Annotated in this window: 21 protein-coding genes and 1 tRNA gene; 15 read left to right on the forward strand and 7 right to left on the reverse strand. The window is 69.4% G+C overall.

Translation table 11 applies throughout. The annotated features are described in order from the left end of the window. Positions 1-113 precede the first annotated feature (113 nt). The 4 genes from ABZ412_RS14385 to ABZ412_RS14400 all read left to right on the forward strand — a co-directional run bounded on the left by ABZ412_RS14385 (position 114) and on the right by ABZ412_RS14400 (position 2329). Positions 114-824, forward strand: a complete 711-nt coding sequence (locus tag ABZ412_RS14385) for a uracil-DNA glycosylase (protein ID WP_357280567.1) — start codon at positions 114-116, stop codon at positions 822-824. Positions 825-1021: 197 nt separating this feature from the next. Beyond that, positions 1022-1582, forward strand: coding sequence for a TetR/AcrR family transcriptional regulator (locus tag ABZ412_RS14390; RefSeq protein ID WP_357280861.1), 561 nt, complete (start codon positions 1022-1024; stop codon positions 1580-1582). 19 nt (positions 1583-1601) lie between these two features. Next, the gene (locus ABZ412_RS14395) at positions 1602-1886 is read left to right on the forward strand and encodes a hypothetical protein (RefSeq protein ID WP_357280569.1); all 285 of its coding nucleotides are present in this window, start codon (positions 1602-1604) and stop codon (positions 1884-1886) included. Positions 1887-2256: 370 nt separating this feature from the next. After that, positions 2257-2329, forward strand: a tRNA-Ala gene (locus tag ABZ412_RS14400). Positions 2330-2503: 174 nt separating this feature from the next. On the opposite strand, the gene ABZ412_RS14405 is transcribed toward ABZ412_RS14400, so the two are convergent. Together ABZ412_RS14405 and ABZ412_RS14410 are read right to left on the reverse strand one after the other, a co-directional pair. Then, entirely contained in the window at positions 2504-2788 is a 285-nt protein-coding gene (locus ABZ412_RS14405) for a helix-turn-helix transcriptional regulator (RefSeq protein ID WP_232851032.1), read from the reverse strand. Continuing rightward, positions 2785-3159 carry a type II toxin-antitoxin system RelE/ParE family toxin gene (locus ABZ412_RS14410; RefSeq protein ID WP_357280571.1) on the reverse strand — a complete coding sequence of 125 codons (375 nt, stop codon included), beginning with the start codon at positions 3157-3159 and terminating at the stop codon, positions 2785-2787. Before ABZ412_RS14410 ends, ABZ412_RS14405 begins: the two co-directional genes overlap by 4 nt. Before the next feature lie 108 nt (positions 3160-3267). Between ABZ412_RS14410 and ABZ412_RS14415 the strand changes: the two genes are divergently transcribed. From ABZ412_RS14415 to ABZ412_RS14450, 8 genes are all read left to right on the forward strand, one after another. Beyond that, entirely contained in the window at positions 3268-3498 is a 231-nt protein-coding gene (locus ABZ412_RS14415; protein WP_357280573.1) for a ribbon-helix-helix domain-containing protein, read from the forward strand. Then, positions 3495-3938: a PIN domain-containing protein gene (locus ABZ412_RS14420; RefSeq protein WP_357280576.1), complete on the forward strand. Its 444-nt coding sequence runs from the start codon at positions 3495-3497 to the stop codon at positions 3936-3938. Before ABZ412_RS14415 ends, ABZ412_RS14420 begins: the two co-directional genes overlap by 4 nt. A 310-nt stretch (positions 3939-4248) precedes the next feature. Continuing rightward, on the forward strand, positions 4249-4611 hold the full coding sequence (locus ABZ412_RS14425; protein WP_357280579.1) for a hypothetical protein: 363 nt from the start codon (positions 4249-4251) through the stop codon (positions 4609-4611). A 292-nt stretch (positions 4612-4903) separates the two neighbouring features. Next, positions 4904-5755, forward strand: a complete 852-nt coding sequence (locus ABZ412_RS14430) for an alpha/beta hydrolase (protein ID WP_357280582.1) — start codon at positions 4904-4906, stop codon at positions 5753-5755. A 36-nt stretch (positions 5756-5791) separates the two neighbouring features. Continuing rightward, on the forward strand, positions 5792-6238 hold the full coding sequence (locus tag ABZ412_RS14435) for a VOC family protein (protein ID WP_357280584.1): 447 nt from the start codon (positions 5792-5794) through the stop codon (positions 6236-6238). Positions 6239-6257: 19 nt separating this feature from the next. Beyond that, complete coding sequence (locus ABZ412_RS14440; RefSeq protein WP_357280586.1) at positions 6258-7715, forward strand: NAD(P)/FAD-dependent oxidoreductase; 1458 nt, start codon at positions 6258-6260, stop codon at positions 7713-7715. A gap of 127 nt (positions 7716-7842) precedes the next feature. Continuing rightward, a complete protein-coding gene (locus ABZ412_RS14445) occupies positions 7843-9285 on the forward strand; it encodes an aldehyde dehydrogenase (protein WP_357280588.1) in 1443 nt (480 codons plus the stop codon). A gap of 192 nt (positions 9286-9477) precedes the next feature. Beyond that, positions 9478-11073, forward strand: a complete 1596-nt coding sequence (locus ABZ412_RS14450; RefSeq protein ID WP_357280590.1) for an ABC-F family ATP-binding cassette domain-containing protein — start codon at positions 9478-9480, stop codon at positions 11071-11073. 63 nt (positions 11074-11136) lie between these two features. Here the strand turns inward: ABZ412_RS14450 and ABZ412_RS14455 are convergent, their stop codons facing one another. Both ABZ412_RS14455 and ABZ412_RS14460 read right to left on the reverse strand, forming a co-directional pair. After that, positions 11137-12174 carry an alpha/beta hydrolase gene (locus ABZ412_RS14455; protein ID WP_357280593.1) on the reverse strand — a complete coding sequence of 346 codons (1038 nt, stop codon included), beginning with the start codon at positions 12172-12174 and terminating at the stop codon, positions 11137-11139. Between the two features lie 87 nt (positions 12175-12261). Continuing rightward, the gene (locus ABZ412_RS14460) at positions 12262-14976 is read right to left on the reverse strand and encodes an AAA family ATPase (protein WP_357280595.1); all 2715 of its coding nucleotides are present in this window, start codon (positions 14974-14976) and stop codon (positions 12262-12264) included. Positions 14977-15106: 130 nt separating this feature from the next. Between ABZ412_RS14460 and ABZ412_RS14465 the strand changes: the two genes are divergently transcribed. Genes ABZ412_RS14465 through ABZ412_RS14475 form a run of 3 tightly spaced genes read left to right on the forward strand, consistent with a single transcriptional unit; the run spans position 15107 to position 16155 of the window. Beyond that, positions 15107-15535 carry a hypothetical protein gene (locus tag ABZ412_RS14465; protein WP_357280597.1) on the forward strand — a complete coding sequence of 143 codons (429 nt, stop codon included), beginning with the start codon at positions 15107-15109 and terminating at the stop codon, positions 15533-15535. After that, positions 15535-15666, forward strand: coding sequence for a hypothetical protein (locus ABZ412_RS14470; protein ID WP_357280600.1), 132 nt, complete (start codon positions 15535-15537; stop codon positions 15664-15666). The genes ABZ412_RS14465 and ABZ412_RS14470 overlap by 1 nt, the downstream gene beginning before the upstream one ends. Before the next feature lie 57 nt (positions 15667-15723). After that, positions 15724-16155, forward strand: coding sequence for a hypothetical protein (locus tag ABZ412_RS14475; RefSeq protein WP_357280603.1), 432 nt, complete (start codon positions 15724-15726; stop codon positions 16153-16155). Positions 16156-16159: 4 nt separating this feature from the next. Here ABZ412_RS14475 and ABZ412_RS14480 read toward each other — a convergent pair whose 3' ends face one another. Genes ABZ412_RS14480 through ABZ412_RS14490 form a run of 3 tightly spaced genes read right to left on the reverse strand, consistent with a single transcriptional unit; the run spans position 16160 to position 18885 of the window. After that, positions 16160-16864, reverse strand: coding sequence for a hypothetical protein (locus ABZ412_RS14480; RefSeq protein WP_357280606.1), 705 nt, complete (start codon positions 16862-16864; stop codon positions 16160-16162). A gap of 22 nt (positions 16865-16886) precedes the next feature. Further along, positions 16887-17252, reverse strand: a complete 366-nt coding sequence (locus tag ABZ412_RS14485; RefSeq protein WP_357280864.1) for a DsrE family protein — start codon at positions 17250-17252, stop codon at positions 16887-16889. A 58-nt stretch (positions 17253-17310) separates the two neighbouring features. Further along, entirely contained in the window at positions 17311-18885 is a 1575-nt protein-coding gene (locus ABZ412_RS14490) for an HD domain-containing phosphohydrolase (RefSeq protein WP_357280609.1), read from the reverse strand. Between the last annotated feature and the right edge of the window lie 7 nt (positions 18886-18892).

An 18892-nucleotide genomic window follows, 5' to 3' on the forward strand; every position in this document is an offset into this window, starting at 1 on the left:
CCCGGTTCCCTTCCTGGGGTCGCTAACTCTCGGCTAACGGCGCTCAGTATGCCCGGTCCGCCGTGCCGACGCCCAGCCGCACGGTACGGGCCGAAATGTGATTGAGTCGCCTGGTGTGCCGCACAATTGCCCAGCTCGATGCGGAACTGACCGCCTGTCGCGCCTGCCCGCGACTGGTGGCGTGGCGCGAACAGGTCGCCCACGAGAAACGGGCCGCGTTCAGTGACGAGAATTACTGGGGCAAGCCGGTTCCCGGGCTCGGTCCGGCCGATGCCCGGCTGCTGGTGGTGGGGCTGGCGCCCGCGGCGCACGGCGGCAATCGCACCGGTCGCATGTTCACCGGTGACCGCAGCGGCGACGTGCTCATCGCGGCCATGCACGCGGTCGGCCTGACCAATCAGCCGACCAGTGTTTCCGCGGACGACGGTCTGCGTTTGCTGGGAACTCGCGTGACCGCGCCGGTGCACTGCGCACCGCCCGACAACAAGCCGACGCCGCTGGAACGCGACACCTGCCGCCGCTGGCTCACCACCGAATTGACGCTGCTGGCGCCGACCTTGCGGGCGATCGTGGTGCTCGGCGGCTGGGGTTGGCAGGCGCTGTTGCCCGCACTGTCCGAATCCGGCTGGGCGGTACCCAAACCCAAGCCGCGGTTCGGGCACGGCGCGCATATCGAACTGGACGGCGCCGCCCCCGGCCGGTCCCCGATCCACCTGTTCGGCACCTATCACCCCTCCCAGCAGAACACCTTCACCGGCCGCCTCACCCCCGCGATGCTGGAGCAGGTGCTGCGCGACGCCGCCCGCGCCGCCGGCCTCCCCTGACCGCCGAGTGGCACATCATGGAGGGGTTTTGTCCGAAGCTCCCTCCAGGGTGTGCCGGTCGGCGAACCGGGCGGGGTGGGCGGACCGGCTAGGATACGGTCGTGAGCAGGGCCGATGACGAATCCGGGCAGGGCGGCGCGACCGTCCAGGGTGGCGGGAACGGCGTCCGGCCGCGGCGGGCCGAGACCCGGCAGCGGCTGCTGGACGCGGCGTTCGAGGCGTTCGCCGAGGAGGGTTTCGGCCGGTGCTCGGTCGAGCAGGTGTGTGAGCGGGCCGGGTTCACGCGGGGCGCGTTCTACTCGAACTTCACCTCGCTGGAGGAGCTGTTCCTCGCCATGTGGGAGCAGCGGTCGGCACTGATGCTGGCCGAGGCGGCGGCGGTGCTGGACGCGCCCGGCTCGGTGGCGAACGATCCCCGGCGAGCGGTGGAACAGGTCCTCACCGCGGTTCCGGTGGACGACAAGTGGTTTCGGATCACCTCGGAGTTCACCGCGCACGCCCTCCGCAATCCCACTCTGCGGCAGGTGATGGTGGCGCGTGAGGAGGCGATCGCGGCGGCGCTCACCCCGGTGGTGGTGGCGCTCATGGGACGCAATGCCCGGCGCGTGCCCGATCCGGCCGCGTTGGGACGGGCGCTGGTGGCCGTACACGACGGCACCCTGGCCCAATGCCTGCTGGAGCCGGACAACCCCGCGGTCCGCGAATACCGGATCGACCTGTTCCTGCGAGTCCTCGACTCCTACAGCGAACCGGCCTGACCGTTCGGACCGGACCGGTGTGGCCCGCGACGCACGCGCTCGAGTCCCGGAATTCGGGCCGATCGTGAGCGATGGCGTGCACTATGTCGAACGCCCGATCGGAGTTCTCCCCGAAGCGAAGTTCGACGATGAGCCGCTCGCCGAACGCCTGCCCGCCGCATTCCCGTACGCGTCGAACGAATTCCGCCCCGGCGCCCGCCCCGAGCACATGATCAATGCTCATATCAACATGAATCGACACCGGCTCGTATTCGAAATTCCGTTCGCCGGACAGGAATTCACCCCACAAATCCAGCAACCGTAGCCCGCCCACCCCCGACAGCAACGGAATCACCTGCACCCGAACCACCTCCACCCCCGCCCCGAATTCCACCGCGTACCCCACTCCATCACCCCCAGTCCGCCGGCCCGCCACCGAAAACCCGCACACCCCCCAAGCTCTCCGCCACCACCCGATCCGTCTCCGCCCGCCCAGAGCCCCCGTGTCCAACACCTCCCGCCCCGAACGGCGCCCACCCGGCCGTCCAACATCCCCGCGCAGCCCCCTCCCCCAGCCCGGAACGCCCGCCCACATCCACATCACCACCCCAAGAAACCCCTCCTAACCAGCCGATTCGCCGACTCCCCACCCCACCTGCTAATGTTCTCCGAGCGCGGATCGGAAGATCCGGCGCGGGGCTATAGCGCAGTTGGTAGCGCGTCTCGTTCGCATCGAGAAGGTCAGGGGTTCGATTCCCCTTAGCTCCACTTCATGGCGAAGCCGCCGGTCATCGACCGGCGGCTTCGTTGCATTTGCGACGGTGTGCGAACCGGTCGTGGTGGTCCTGTTCAAACTCACCACCTACCTCTCGTGTCGTAGTCGTGCTGTCGAGACGATGGTGCCGGGACCTGACGTTCCGCGTTTGATGTCGTTTGTCGTGGTCACGCGGCGAGGGATACCGACAGTTCGGCATCGAGGGCGGCGGCAACTCGTTCGAGGGTCGTCAGTGTCGGTACTACGTCACCGGCTTCGAGGCGGCTGATCGCGTGTGGTTTCATGCCGGTTCGCCGGGCTAGCTCGGTCTGTGTCCAGCCTCGTGCTTCCCGGGCTGCGCGTACCTGGCGGCCCAGTTCGTGTGCCAGTGCGTATGCCTTCATGGCTGCCTGGTATTCGGGGGTGGCGCGCTTGGCGGCCAGGGTGGTGTCGAAGTCTTTCTGCGCGTTCATGATTCGATGTCTCCCATCGGGTCGAACGTGAGGTGGGCCGGGTCGGTGTGGTTGGTTTCGCAGACTTTGCGGGCCGTTTTCGCGCGGTCTATCTGGGCTGTTTCGCGCTGGCGGGTTTTGTGGAACACGGTCAGCAGCACTGCTTTTCGGCCGCCAGCGAACCAGTATGTGATGCGTGTGGCCCGGTTACGGCTGAGTGTGAACCGGAGTTCACGCACGCCGTCCCCGAGATATCGGCAATAGGGTTCGGATAGTTCGGGGCCGTAGGTGGCAAGCAGGCCGGCGGCGAAGTCAGCGCGGGCAAGGTCGGTAGGCGACAATCCGGCGAGGAACTCGCGTACCTCTGACTCGATCTCGATCGCATACAACACCGAGCCAGGCTATCACATCAATGTGATAATCCGGTTCGAGGTTCGCCCCGACTCCGGACGGCTCTGATCGAGATCCCCGGCCCGTCGACCGACACGTACCCTACGTTCATGAAGGCCAAGACGAGCGTGTACCTGGATCCCGAGCAGGCTGCCCGTCTCAAGGAGGCGGCCGAAGCGGCGGGACGATCGGAAGCTGATTTGATCCGCGAGGGGATCGAACTGGTGCTGTTGCGGGCGTACCGGGTCCGCCGTACCCGTCCGTGGCCGTCCTTCGATTCCGGCGATCCCGGATTCGCCGCCAACAGTGAGGACTTGCTCGGCGAGGCACACGGCGAGTGAGCTTCTTCATCGCCGACACCTCGGCCATCATCGCCGCTTACGACCGTGCCGCCGAACTGCACGAGCGAGCGCGCGAATTCCTCTCCATCTCTGTTGCGGTTGTCTCGCCGCTGGTGCTGGATGAGGTCGACCATCTGCTGGTCGTACGGTTCGGAAAGGACCGCCGCACAGCCGATCTCGTTTTGGATGACTTGCTCACCTCGGCGGAGGAGGGCGCCGTGCTCGTGCCGCAGGTGGACCGTGATGACCTCCGAGTCGCCCAGAAGATCATCGAGCAGTATCGCGGCCTCTGCCTCGACCTGGCAGACGCGGTCACGGTCGTGCTCGCCGAGCGCTACCTCACCAATGACATATTGACGTTGGATGAGAAGGATTTTCGCGCCGTGCGGCCCCTGACGCCCGCTCATCCGTCGTTCCGGCTCTTGCTCCAGGGCGACTGAACCACTGACGACCGTGGTTGGGTACCCATCGCCCGGATCGCGATGTCCGGCCCATCTACCAGCACCGCCCGGTTCGTATGCTGGTCCGTCAGGTCCACAGAACACAGAGCCGCAGGTCAATGACCTGCGGCTCTGTTGCATGTTCGGTGAGGCGCGGATTCGGAAGGTGCCTTCCGAAACGAAACTGGGCATCTGCCCGATACGCCTTGGAACGTCCGGCAGATGGTGTCGGGTGTTTGGTTCCTCGAGTTGGGTAGTCCGATCGGGAGTCGGCTCCTGGCTCTTCATGCGATACGAACCGAGGGGATTCATGGGCAAGTCATTGGGTATCGCCGCGACGGTTGCGGCCATGAGTGTTTCGGGATTGGGCTTGGCGGCGGTTGCCGGGTCGGGTAGCGCGCAGGCCGCGCCACAGGACTGCGCCGTGACGAGAGGGGTGTTCGACGCGTCCGCGGTCTGCGGGGCGGACGGCGGCACCAACTATGTGCTCCATCTCGACTGTGTCGGCCTCTACTCCAGCGGGCCGTTCCCGCTGTACGCCATCGGGTCCTACAAGGTGCTCAGCTATCCCTTCACACCGTCTGGTCAAACCATCTCGGCAGGGTGCACCGGAATGGGTCCCGGCGTCTTCGCCGTGGCGACAAATGCCTACGTCGAGATCTACAACCCTTAGTCCACAGTCACCGCCCGTGACCTCGACAGAGGTCACGGGCGGTTGTCGTTTCGAGGGTCATGCATCGGCCGGAGCGAGATGAGTCGCCTCTAAAACCCACCGTGCCAGTAGTTTCGGTGTCCCGCCCCACCGGCGGTGGTTCCTCGGCAGCGTCGAGATCGCCGACCTCGACTGACGACGTACCGAGGGCGTACGTCGCCGGCAGCGTCAGCTGACGGATGTGGCGGTGGGAGCCGGAGGGCGACAGTGGGATCACGTTGTTGGATCTCACTGCTTCGGAGGATGAGAACTCATGGTCGGCAATGGATATGGATGGCTGCGGCGGCGGGCGGCGCGGGTTGCCACGGCGGTCGTGGCGGGGGTAGCCGGGGGTGGTCTGGTTGTTGCGTGCAGCGCGGAGGCCGTCACCAAGGCCGGGCCCGTGGATGACGCGCCGCGGCCGACCATCGTGCTGGAGCACGGGGCGTTCGCCGACGGGTCGAGTTGGAACGCGGTGATCGAGAAGCTGCGGAAGGATCGATATCCCGTGGTGGCGGCGGCCAACCCACTGCGGGGTCCGGCGAGCGATGCCGCCTCGCTGCGGGGGTTGATCAGCAAGATCGATGGGCCCGTCGTTCTGGTCGGGCATTCCTATGGCGGGTCCGTCATCAGTGCGGTGGCCGCGGGGAACGACAAGGTGAAGGGTCTGGTCTATGTGGCCGCGTTTCTGCCCGCGGTCGGTGAGAACGCGCTCGAACTGACCAACAAATTCCCGGGGTCGACCCTGCCGGGCACGCTGAATCCGGTGGCGTACACCGGCGTCGACGGGGTCGCGGGGACCGATCTCTACATTCAGCAGGACAAGTTCCGGGCCCAGTTCGCGGCCGATGTCCCCGAGGGCGAGGCGGCTCTCGCGGCGGCGGCGCAGCGGCCGATCGCGCAGGCGGCGTTGGAGGAGCGGGCCACCGTCGCGGGGTGGCAGGAGAAGCCCAGCTGGGACCTCGTCACCACCGAGGATCTGAATATCCCGGTGCAGGCGCAGCGGTTCATGGCCGAGCGGGCGCACGCGACGGTCACCGAGGTGAAGGCGTCGCATTCGGTTGCCGTGTCGCATCCGGATGTGGTCGCGGACGTGATCGAGCAGGCCGCCGCGGCGGCGCACTGAATCTCGAAAATCCTTACACCACAGGAGAACACGATCATGGATATGAAACTCGAAGTCGTCGTGCTGCCCGTGTCGGATGTCGACCGCGCCAAGGCGTTCTATGTGGATCGGCTCGGCTTCCGACTGGACGCGGATTTCGCGGTGAACGACGGATACCGCGTGATACAGGTGACGCCGCCGGGGTCCGAATGCTCCATCATCTTCGGGGCGGGTGTCAGCGAATCCGCGCCGGGAACACTGCGCGGCCTGCACCTGGTGGTCACCGATATCGAGAAGGCGGTCACGGAGTTGGCCGAGCGCGGGGTCGCCGTCGACGGCCCGTTCCGGGACGCGACCGGCGTCTTCCATCACGCCGGAACCACCGATCGCGTCGCCGGCGCGCACCCGGAGCGCCGCAGCTACGGTTCCTTCGCGGCGTTCGACGACCCCGACGGCAACAGCTGGTTCCTGCAGGAAATCACTCAGCGCGCGCCCGGCCGCTGACCCGGACCGAAAGCAGATCATGTCCGACGAGAACATCCAGATGTACGACGTCATCGTCCTCGGGGCGGGGCCGGTCGGCGAGAATGTCGCCGACCGCACCGCCGCCGCGGGACTCCGCACCGTCATCGTCGAATCCGAGCTGGTCGGCGGCGAATGTTCGTACTGGGCTTGCGAACCCAGCAAGGCGCTGCTGCGGCCCGCGTTGCTGTACGGCGAGGCCGCGCGGTTCCCGGGCGTCGCGAACGCGGTCACCGGCCCCCTCGATGCCGACGCGGTCCTGAAGCATCGCGACCGGATGGCGGCCGATTGGGACGATCGGGGTCAGGTCGAATGGCTCGAATCAGCGGGTATCGCCTTGATTCGCGGTCACGGGCGGCTCGACGGGGTGCGGGAGGTGACGGTCGAGACTCCCGGCGGCGGGACCGTGCGATTGCGGGCCCGGCACGCGGTCGCGGTGTGCACGGGTACCCGGGCGGCGCTGCCGCCGCTGCCGGGTCTGGATGCGTTGCGGCCGTGGACCAGTCGTGAGGCCACCAGTGCCCGCGAGGTGCCGCGCCGGCTCGGCATCGTGGGCGCGGGAGTGGTCGCTGTCGAAATGGCCACGGCGTGGCGGGCTCTGGGGGCCGAGGTCGTGCTCATCGCGCGGGAACCGCGGCTGCTCGCCCGCGTCGAGGAGTTCGCCGCGGACCTGGTCGCCGGCCGGCTGCGGGCGGCCGGTGTCGACCTGCGGTTCGGTTCGGGCATCGTGACCGCGGAACGGGCGGGTGGACCCGACGACGGCATCCACCTCGGCCTGTCCGGCGGTGAGCGGATCGTCGTCGACGAGCTGCTGTTCGCGACGGGCCGGGCGCCGCGCACCGACGATATCGGCTTGGAGACAGTCGGTTCGGTCCCCGGCGACTGGCTCGCCACCGATGACGCGTTCACCGTGACCGCGGTCGACGGCGAATGGCTGTACGCCGTAGGCGATGTCAATCACCGGGCGCTGCTCACCCATCAGGGCAAGTATCAGGCGCGGATCGCCGGGCAGGTCATCGCGGATCGGGCGGCCGGTCGGGAGCTGGACCGTTCGCCGTGGGGCGCGCACGCCGGGACCGCCGATCTGGTCGCGGTGCCGCAGGTGGTGTTCACCGATCCGGAGATCGCCGCGGTCGGCCTCACCACCGAGGAGGCGGCGCGGCTGGACCGCACGGTGGATGTCGTCGACTACGAGATCGGCCGGGTCGCGGGCGCGATCCAGCACGATCCGGAGTATCGCGGCCGGGCGCGCATCCTCATCGACCCGGAGCGCCGGGTGATCGTCGGGGCCACCTTCGCCGGGCCGGGCGTGGCGGAGCTGCTGCATTCGGCGACCATCGCCATCACCGGCGAGATCACCGTGGACCGGCTCTGGCATGCGGTGCCGTCGTTCCCCACCATCAGCGAGGTGTGGCTGCGACTGCTGGAGACCTACCGCGATCAGCGCGCGAAGCCCTGACGGCGGAGCGCCGTCGGGTGACGTCAGCGAGTACGTCATCCGACGCTCGCGGCCCGCGCCCGACGGCTCCTAGCGTCACCACCATGACCAGCATCTTTCGCCCCGCCCTCGACGCAGGAGCACACGGATGATCACCTATGACCGGCTCTATGTCGGCGGCGTCTGGACCGAACCCGGCGAACCGGCGCTGCTGGAGATCCTGTCCCCGCACGACGGATCACTCATCGGCGCGGCGGCACAGGCGCAGCCCGCCGACGTGGACCGTGCGGTCGCCGCGGCGCGCACCGCCTTCGACAGCGGGGAATGGCGCGGCACCCCGCCGGGCGAACGAATCACGGTGCTGCGCAGGTTCAACGAACTGCGCGAGGAGCAGGCCGACCGGATCGCCGAGCTCATCACCGCCGAGAACGGCTCCGCGGCGTGGTTCACCCGGGCGGGTCAAGCCGCGCTGACCCGGCAGGCCAATGCCTATCTGACCGCCGCCGAGCGTTTCGACTGGGAGCGCACCCTCACCCCGTCGGACCCGGATTCCCCGGTGCGCAGCGTGGTTCGGCGCGAGCCGGTCGGGGTGGTGGCGGCGGTGATCCCGTGGAACTCCCCCTTCTCGTCCGCCACGTCGAAGATCCTGCCCGCCCTGCTGACCGGAAACTCCGTGGTGCTCAAGGTTTCTCCGGAGAACTCGCTCAGCATGGGCCTACTGGCCGAGCTGGTCGATCGCATCGGCCTGCCCGGCGGCGTGATCAGCGTGCTGCCCGCGGAACGGGAAACGAGCGAGTACCTGATCTCCCATCCCGGGGTGGACAAGATCGCGTTCACCGGCTCGACCGGGGCCGGTCGCCGGATCGCGGCCATCGCGGGCGAGCAGCTCAAACGGGTCAGCCTGGAACTGGGCGGCAAGTCGGCGGCGGTGATCCTGCCCGATGCCGATCTGACCGCGGTCGTGAACGGCTTGAAGTTCGGTTCGCTGCTGAACAATGGCGAATCCTGTATCGCCCAGACCCGCATCATCGCGCCGCGCTCCCGCTACGAGGAGGTGGTCGGGGCGCTGGCGGAGCTGGTGGAATCCCTGCCGGTCGGTGACCCACGCGATCCGGAGACCTTCATCGGCCCGATGGTTCGCGGCGATCAGCAACAGCGGGTCCGCGACTATATCGAGATCGGCATCGCCGAGGGCGCGCGCCTGGTCTGCGGCGGCCCGCAGCTGCCGCCGGGACTGTGCGACGGCTTCTATCTCACGCCAACGGTTTTCGCCGATGTGACCCCGTCCATGCGGATCGCCCGGGAGGAGATCTTCGGCCCGGTGCTGGTCGTCCTCGCCTACGACGACCTCGACGACGCCGTCCGCATCGCCAATGACTCCGACTACGGGCTCTCCGGAGGCGTGTGGTCGGCGGACGTCGACGCGGCGCTGTCCGTGGCGCGGAGAATCCGGACCGGGACCGTCACCGTCAATGGCGCGCCGGTCGGCTTCGACGGCCCGTTCGGCGGCTTCAAGGCCAGCGGGATCGGCCGCGAATACGGCGCGGTCGGCCTGGGCCAGTACACCGAATTCCAGACGATCACCGTCTGACGTCGCTGCTAGGGTGGTCCCGTGCTCATCGAGGAAGTCGACAGAATCTAGCCGCCCGGTCGAAGGCGGCGCTTTCTCACACACCTGTCGCTCGGCCCCATCGGCCGAGCGCCCCTGGCCTTCGCCCGGCTCCGAGACGTTCCCGAATCACGTCCGGCCGCTCGTTCGCGAGCAGGAAAGAGTCGACAACCCATGTCCACATCCATGCCTTCCGCCGTCACCCTGCGGAATCTGTCCTTCGAATGGCCCGACGGCAGCGTCGCGCTGTCCGGGCTCAGCGGCACCCTCGGCACCGGGCGCACCGGTGTGGTCGGCCGCAACGGCGCGGGGAAATCAACGCTGTTGCGGCTGATCGCCGGAATCCTGACCCCGACGGCGGGGCGGGTCGAAACCACCGGCGCGGTCGGGTATCTCCCCCAGAGCCTCACCCTCGGCCGTGAGGCGACGATCGCCCAATTGCTCGGTATCGCGGGCCGGCTCGCGGCTCTGCGCGCGATCGAGTCCGGCGAGACGAGCGACGAGCATTTCGACACGATCGGCGACGACTGGGACATCGAAGCCCGCGCCGACGAGGCCCTCCACGACATCGGCTTCAGCGCAGCCGATCTGAACAGACGGGTCGGCGAGATCTCGGGCGGCGAGGCCGTCCTGGTCGCGATCACCGGCCTGCGGGTCCAGCGCACCCCCATCACCCTGCTCGACGAGCCGACCAACAACCTCGATCGCGAAACCCGGGCCAAGCTGGCCGGATTCGTGGATTCCTGGCCCGGAACCCTGATCGTGGTGAGTCACGATCTCGAACTGCTGGAGCGGATGGACGCCACCGCGGAGTTGCGCGGCGCGGAACTGGCGGTCTTCGGCGGGCCCTACAGCGCCTGGAAGGCGTCCGTCGAACAGGAGCAGGCCGCGGCCGTCCAGGCCGCCCGCACCGCCGAACAGGCCGTGAAGGTCGAGAAGCGGCAGCGGATCGAGGCCGAGACCAAGCTCGCCCGCCGCGAGCGCACCGCCCGCGCGACCCAGCGGGACGGAGGGATTCCACGGATTCTCGCGGGCAACCGGGCCAGCCGGGCCCAGAGCTCGGCGGGAGCTCTGCGCACCACGCTGGACGCGAAACTTCAAGCCGCGCAACAGCTGCTGGACGACGCGTCGTCCCGGGTCCGCCGTGAGGAGCACATCCACCTCGATCTGCCGGATCCGGATGTGCCGCGTAGCCGCCGGATCGCGGAACTGAGTGACGGTGATCGGCGGGTCATCATTCAGGGCCCGGAACGCGTCGCGCTGGTCGGCCCCAATGGCTCCGGTAAATCGACGTTGATAGAGAACCTGCTCACGGGCCGCGATCCGGACCGGGGCGGTCTGCTCACCGATCGGGTGGGGTATCTGCCGCAGCGTCTGGACAACCTCGACGAGGACGCCAGCGCGCTCGACAACGTGCACGCCGCGGCACCTGCGGCAACCCCGGCCGTGATCCGTAATCATCTGGCCCGCTTGCTGTTACGTGGCGGCAGTGTCGAACGTCCCGTCTCGACGCTGTCGGGCGGTGAACGCTTCCGGGTGTCGCTGGCCCGCCTGTTGTTCGCCGATCCGCCGGCGCAGCTGCTGATTCTGGATGAGCCGACCAACAATCTCGATATCACCAGCGTCGAGCAGTTGACCGAAGCGCTGGCCGACTATCGCGGCGCGATCCTGGTGGTCAGCCACGACTATCCGTTCCTGCGCGGGATCGGGGTCGACACCGTGGTGGAACTCGAACCGGGCGGCCGTATCCAGCAACGCGGCTCTCTGTGAATGCCTCCGGCTCCGGGCACCTTCGGGTGCTCGGAGCCGGATCCACACAACCTTCCGCCACCGTCAGAGATGGTCGGCGTCGATGATCGCCCGCGCGAACGGCTGGGGCGCTTCCTGCGGGACGTTGTGGCCGATCCCGTCGAGGACGCGGTGCTCGTACTTGCCGGTGAACTTGCCGCGATACCCCTTGCCGTCCTTGGCCGCACCGTCGAAATCGCTGCTGACGGTGATCGCGGGCACCGAGATGACCGGCCCGGCGGCGAGCTGCTGTTCGTAGCCGTCGTACTGCGGTTCGCCGGGGGCCAGGCTCAGCCGCCACCGGTAGTTGGAGATGACGATGTCGACGTGATCGGGATTGTCGAAGGCGGTGGCGGTGCGGTCGTAGGTGGCGTCGTCGAAAGTCCAGGCGGGAGAGGCGCGTTGCCAGATGAGCTTGTCGAAGTCGTGACGATTGCGGTCGTAGCCGAGGCGGCCGCGTTCGGTGGCGAAGTAGTACTGGTACCACCAGCCGAGCTCCGCTTCGGGCGGCAAAGGCTGCTGCTGGGCGGCCTGCTGGGTGATGAGGTAGCCGCTCACCGCGACCATGGCCTTGACGCGTTGCGGCCACAGCGCGGCGATGACGTCGACCGTGCGTGCGCCCCAGTCGAATCCGCCGAGCACGGCCTTGTCGATGTGCAGGGCGTCCATGAAGTCGACGATGTCGCGCGCGATGGCCGACTGCTGCCCGTTGCGCACGGTCTGGGCGGACCGGAAGGTGGTTTCGCCGTAGCCGCGCAGGAAGGGCACCAGGACCCGGTACCCGGCGTCGGCCAGCAGCGGGCCGACATCGGCGAAGCTGTAGGCGTCGTAGGGCCAGCCGTGCAGCAGGATCACGGGCTGCCCGGTGGCGGGACCGAATTCGGCGTAGGCGACGTTCAGCACGCCCGCGTCGATCTTCTTGATCGGGCCCAGGCTGGTGTGCGCGCCCGATCCGGCCCGCAGGTTCACGGCCGCGGGAGCCGGCGCGGGGGCGGTGGAGTCGGTGGCGCAGGCGGTGAGGGTGGCCGCGGCCAGGCCCGCCGCCAGCGTGACGCCGAGGAGGCGTCGTCGGTCGAAGTTCATGCCTTCGACGCTAGGGAGCGGACCCGGGCCGCCGCGTGCGTCGGATGACGTAATCGGTGTCGATCGGTCGCGTCGGCGACCGGCCGATCATCCGGCCGTTTCGTCCAGGGTGGGCAGCAGGGCCGCGAGATCCCCGCGCGAACTGATCCCCAGCTTCGGGAAGATCCGGTGCAGGTGGGTGCTGACGGTCCGGTGCGACAGGTAGAGCCGCTGCCCGATCTCCCGGTTGGTCAGGCCCTGTGCCGCGAGTTGCGCGATGCTCAGCTCGTGCGGGGTGAGCCGCTCGCGGGCATCGGGGTCGCGGTTCGGGCTCGATTCACCGGCGCTGCGCAGTTCCAGGCGGGCCCGTTCGCTCCACGCGGTGAAGCCGAGCGCATCGAAGATCTCACGGGCCGTGCGCAAGTGGGTGCGGGACTCGACCACGCGGCGCTGCCGCCGCAGCCATTCGCCGTAGGCCAGGTGCAGGCGGCCGCGTTCGGCCGGCCAGCCGGTCAGATCCGCGGCCAGGGCGGCGGCGAACGCCTCGGCCGCCTTGTCGCCGGCGAGAACCGCTCGGGCATAGCGCAGGCCGATGTGCAGGGCCGGTGACGGCGTGGACGCGGCGGCCGCTTCGAGACCACGCAGCAGGTCCGTCAAGGCGTCGGCTCGACCGGCGCGGACGGCGGCCTCGGCGAGTTCGGTGAGGAAGTACGCGGCCAGCGCCGGTGAATGCGAGGGATCGCGCGGATCGTGGATGCGGGCCAGGTCGGTGAAGGCGTCGTCGAATCGGCCTTCCCCGAGCGCGGTGAGCCCCCGGGTGAGCTGCACGGTGGCGAGCACAGGCCGGGCTCCCGCGGCCAGTCCGGTGCGTTCGGCGTCCGCCGCCAGGGTGGTGGCCTGCGCGTAATCGCCCCGCAGCGCGGCGATTTGGGCCTGTACCGACACGATCACCGCATACATGAACGGCTGCTCGGTCTCCAGCGCGAACGCCGCCGCCTCGGCCGCGATGGGCGCGGCGGTGGCGATATCGCCGAGCCGGGCCAGGCTCCACGCCTGGATCGCGAGTGCCCGGGTCAGCAACCCCAGCCGACCGGCGGAACGGAATCCGGGTGCGGACGCCGCCGCGAACTGGGCAGCCAGATCGAACGCGCCGACCTGGTAGGCGGCGCTGCTGAGATAGTGGTCGACCTCGGTGTCGCGGCCGGAGGTCGCCGCCAGCGTACGCAGGTGGCCGAGGACCTCGTCGCCCCGCTCGAACGGGGCCACGATCGAGTCGATCGCCAGCTTGGCCGGATCGCCGTCGGGAATGGCGAAGGTGTCGGCGACCGCGAGCACCGCGCGCCGGGTGTCGGGCCCGGGTTCGGACCAGAAGCAGCGGGCCGCCGCCGCCCACAGGATCCGCAGCGCGGGATCCGGGTAGCCGTCGGCGGCGACGTCGGCCGCCAGCACGGCCAGTTCGCCGATGCGCGTGTGGCTTTCGCGCATGCCGTCCTCGAAACCGCTGAGCAGCCAGGCCGCGGTGGCCTGCTGTCCGGCCGTGAGGGGCAGCATGCGCGCGGCGTCCACCAGCCGTTCGACGGTGTCGCGGCGGCCGGCGTCGACGGCCAGTTCGGCGGCGCGCAGCAGGCGGTCCGCGCGGCGGCCGGCGGTGACGGTGAGGGCCGCGGCGTGTTCCATGGCGGCGACCGCGCCACCGCGGTGCCGGGACCGTTCGGCGGCGGCTTCGAGCGCGGCGGCGACGTCCTCGTCGGCGCCGGCCGTGCCCGCCGCCCGATGCCACACCTGGCGTTCCGGCGACTCGGCGAGCACGTCGGCGAGCGCCAGGTGGGCGCGGCGGCGTTCCGCGCCGGTCGCCGCGGCCACCAGGGCCGACCGCACCAGGGGATGACGGAAAGTGACCGTGCCGGAACCGATCTCGACCAGCCGGGCCGCGACCGCCTGGGCGAGATCCTCGGCGGTGGCGGCGGAATCCAGGAGAATCCCGGCGGCGGTCAGGGTTTCGGCGACCGAGTCGCCGTCGTTCAGGGCGGCGACCAGCAGGACCGAGCGGGTCGGGCCGGGCAGGGCGGCGCTCCGGGCCGAGAAGGCCTGTTCCAGACGCTCGGTCAACGGCAGCGCCGAAGCGCTCTCGGTGAGATCCATCGCGGTCAGGGGTAGCTCGGTCAGGGCGAGCGGGTTGCCGTGCGATTCGGCCAGCACGCGACGCCGGACCTGTGCGGGCAGATCCGGTGCGACGGCGTCGAGCAGCGCGTTCGCGTCATCGCCGGGAAGCGGTCCGAGCCGCATGACGGTCAACCCGGCGGCGCTCAACGGCGAGACCGCGCCGTCGCGCCGGGTCGCCAGCAGCGCAACGGGTTCGGAGTCGATGCGGCGCGCGACGAAGGCCAGCACCTCGGCGCTGGCCAGGTCGAGCCAGTGCACGTCCTCGGCGACGACCAGCACCGCGCGCTCGGCCGCCGAATCGGCGAGCAGGGTCAGGGCGGCGAGCCCGACCAGGTGAATGCTCGGCTCGTCGGTGCTCTCCGACATACCCAGAGCGGTTGTCAGCGCCTCGAATTGCCGGGCGGGCAGGGTGCCGAACTCACGGCGCAGCGGGTACAGGAGCCGTTGCAGCCCGGCGTAGACGAGATTGCGTTCGGCTTCCACGCCCGCGGTTCGCAGCACGCGATGACCGGCGGCGGAGGCGGCGGCGACGGTCTGCTCGACCAGCGCCGACTTACCGATGCCCGGCTCGCCCTCGATCAGGATGCCGCTGCGCTCGCCGGGTCCGTCCACCAGGGCGGACAGGTCTTTCAGTTCGGTGTCGCGGCCGAACAACGGCATGGTGCGGAATCCTCCTCCGGGCCCGCACGGACGATGTGGGTCCCGCCGCGACCCTACCCACCGCCGATTACGTCAAGACAGCGTCATCTGACAGATTCGGCGACCCAGCCGTGACGGCGAAGGTATTTCCATGGCTACCGTTCGATTCCACCTGATGTCCACCCTGTCCCCCGCCGAGGTCATGCACGTGCTGACCGACTTCGGCCCGACCCGCCCCGACGCCTGGCCCAGCATCGACGCCGAACACTTCGTCGTCCACGCTCGCGGCGACAATTGGGCCGAGGTCACCGAGGGCACCGCCGCCGCCTGGGAGCGCGCCCGCTACGACTGGGACCCGTCCGGCGACACCGTCACCATCACCACCCTCGATTCCAAACTCTTCGGCGCGGGTGGCGGCTGGGTCTTCCGCATCACCCCCGACCTGCCCGGCAGCCGGGTGGACGTCGAGCTGACCCGCACCCCGCAGGCGTTCAAGGGCAAGATCCTCGCCGCACTGCTGCCCCTGATCGGTCCGTCCTCGCTCCGCAAGTCCTTCGCGACACCGCTGCGGGCCGCGTGATGTCCGCATCACAGCCCCACCAGCACGTGATCGCCGATCTTTTCGTCTGCGGACCGGTCGCGATGCTGCTCTGGTCCGAGACCGCCGTGCTGCACGGTCGCGGGCCGTCGGTGCGAGATCTCCTCGGCTAGTCCGGATCCGGTTGTCGGTTCGGGAAGATCGGGCGGCATCGCGCGCTTGTACCGTCCATGACGACAACCGGCTCGGAGGACCTCGTGAACCAGCAGAACCCCAACGGCTCGACCGTGCTGTCGGTCGGATTGCATCCCAGCGCAGTGGATTACAGCAACTACCCCCAGTTGACCGAGGAGATTCTGACCGCGCGCATCGCGGCCGGCGAGGCCGCCTTGCGCGAGGCCGGGTTCGATCTGGTGTCGTGTCAGCTGCCCGCCGACCCCGATGCGGCGGAAGCGGCACTGCGCGAACGCATTGCGGGGCAGACGTTCCGGGCGGCCATGATCGGCGCCGGCGTCCGGATGGCGGGCGAGCACACGCTGCTGTTCGAGCGGCTGGTCAACACGCTGACCGATGAGGTGCCCGGAATTCGGTTCTGCTTCAACACTTCACCGGAGACCACCATCGACGCGCTGCGCCGCTGGGTGAAGCCCAGCGCGCGCTGACCCGTCAGTCCGCGTCGTCCCGGATCTGCCACATCGCCTGGCCGATCGCCACCACACCGCGGGCGGGCAGGGTGACGTCGCCGATCCGGGGGTTGGCGTCCAGGTGGGCGGGGCGACCGAGGTCGTGACCGTCGAGGACCGCGGTCGAGTCGGTGACCAGGTACATGCGTTCGGGCATGAGGAGGCCGGTGTGTCCGCTGGGCATGGTTCCCGCCATCTCCAGACGCCCCAGGCCCAGTGCCGTGGCCATCATTTCGCGTGAGCGGATGAGGGTGCGGGAGCGCCAGGTGGCGAGTGGCAGGTGGCCGCCGACGGCGTTGAGGGCGCGCAGGGCCGGGGTTTCCGTCACGGTCAGCGTCCAATCGAGGGCCGGGTTGTCGACGGTGACGTACAGGGACGTCGGGCCCGTCCATTCGGCGCTGACCGACGCGAGACCGGTGTGGTCGCAGGCGGGGCCGTAGTAGCGCGGGCACGCGTGATCCAGGCGTTCGCCGTCCACGAAGATCGACCAGCGGCCTTCGGGGTCCCGATGCCAGACGGTTTTGTAAGGGCCGAAATCGTTTTCGGGGAAGACGCGGAGCGCCAGCACATGGCCGCTGTCGAAGGGGAGGCCGAAAACGCCCCAGCCCTTGACGTATTCGTGGCCGGGCCAGGGCGCCTGGCCGCGGTGTTCGGGGAGGCCGGTGAGCCGGGAGGCCAGATCGAGCATGGGGTCACCTCCGGTGGGGGGGTCAGTAGCTGAAGGTGGTGGCCGGGTCGTCGCCGATCCACTGCCACATCGGAATGGTGCCCTGCAGCTCGGCGTTGCCGACCAGGTTGTCGGCCTCGAGTTGCTTCGCGTTGAAGCAGATCGGGCACACGAAGTAGCGGCCGCCGGCCGCCTCGTAGCGTTTGCACAGCTCCTGGAGGGGCGGGCAGCCGTCGCACGCGACGCCGATCGCGGTGTCGGCCAGCGCGAGCCGGACCGCCTCCTTGGTGAGGAACATCAGGGTCTCGCGCCCGGTCTCGGCGGCGCCCACGGCTACCAGGAACGCGACGGTGACCTTCTCGGGGTCTTCGAGCCCGGTGGTCAGGCTGATCACGGCTTTCGACATGATTCGACGGTAGGCGCGGCGAATCCGGGTGTCGTCGGGCGTTCACCCTACGAATCGGTGGTCAGTGTGTCTCGGTGGTCAGTGTGTCGAGCAGACCGTGCTGGACGGCGTAGAGGGTGACGGTCGAGCGGGTCGACGAACCGGTCTTGGTGTAGATGCGTTCGATGTGGGTGCCCGCCGTTTTCGGGGCGATGCCCAGGGTGCGGGCGACCTGGCGGGTGGACGCGCCGCGGGCGATCAGGGCCAGGACCTCGAGTTCCCGCGGGGTGAGGCCGTCCGGACCGGTGCGGCGGCGCTGACGGGGCTGTCCCGCCGCCTCGAGGACGGCGTTGACCGCGCCCGCGTCGAGCCGCCCGCGGCGCACCTCGGAGCGGAGTTCGGCGAGAATCCGCTTGGGCGGCAAGGCCTCCCGGTACGCGCGCGGTTCGCTCATCGCGCGATAGGTGTCGGCGGCGGCCAGCAGCCGCGCCGAGACCGGAATCGACGGACCGGTCAGGCCACGATGCGCGCCAGAGCCGTCGAGGCGCTCATAGGCCATGGCGGCGATGGCGCCGATACGGGCCAGTCCGGCGGGGCGGGCGAGGACCCGTTCGGTGTAGTACGAGTTCATGCGCAGCCGCTCCAACTCGGTGACGCTCAAGGGCCCGGGCTTGTCGAGAATCGTTGCGGGAACACCGTGCAACCCGATGTCGTGGAGCAGGGCCGCGCGGCGCAGCACCGTGACGTCGGGTTCGGCAAGCCCGGCGGCGGCCCCGGCCCGGGCCGCGAGATCGGCCACGCCACGCGAGTGGCCCGCCCGATAGGGCGAGCGCAGATCGGTGAAGTCGGCGATCACCTCGAGGGCCGTATCCAGTTCGGCGCCGGTGAGATTGCGCCGCAACGCGGGATCGGCGGCGATGAGCTCCCCGTAATCCGGCTCGGAGTCGTTGTCGGCCAGCAGGTCCCGCGCCGAGGCGCAGAATTCGTCCACCACGGCCGGATCGAACTGGGTGCCCCGCCTGGCCCGGGCGACCTCGACGGCGGCCTCGATTCCGGCTGTCCGATGCAGCACCTCGGCGACGTCGGCGAGATGGAACAGCCTCATCCCCAACCCGATTCGATCCCCGCCGACCCCGACCGGCACCCCCTTGCCGTCCCACCGCGCGAAGAACTGCCGCAGCGAATCCCCGACCGCGGGGGCCAGCCCGAGCCGGTCGGCCATGGTCGATGTGGTGAGGCAGTGCGACATGAGCCCACGCTCGATATCGCGCCCGCCCTTCGCCGCGATCGCCACCGTCTTCCGCACCCGCTGCGCGAACGGCCCCGAAGCCCCCGCGTGCGAGAGGAAGAACCGCGCCCCGCCCATCCCCCGCAGGTCGGTCCCGTAGCTGTCGGCCCGGAACGCGATATCGTCCCCGAACCACGCCGAAACCTCGGGCGCGTCGGCCACACATCCGGCCCAGGCCAGGACCGCGGTGTAGTACAGGTCGGACCGCTCCCCGTCGCTCAGCCCGACCCGCTCCCCCAGTCGCGTGGCGAGCCGCCAGGACCGTAGGACGTGCGCCATCGGCTGGCCCAGGCCGAGGTCCATCGCGAACGAGAACGCTGCCAGCAGTGCCGCCAGCGAAACACCCGTGTCCCGAGCGTCACGCGCCATGCTGCGA

This window comes from Nocardia sp. NPDC005746, from assembly GCF_040630785.1.
Taxonomy (GTDB): domain Bacteria; phylum Actinomycetota; class Actinomycetes; order Mycobacteriales; family Mycobacteriaceae; genus Nocardia.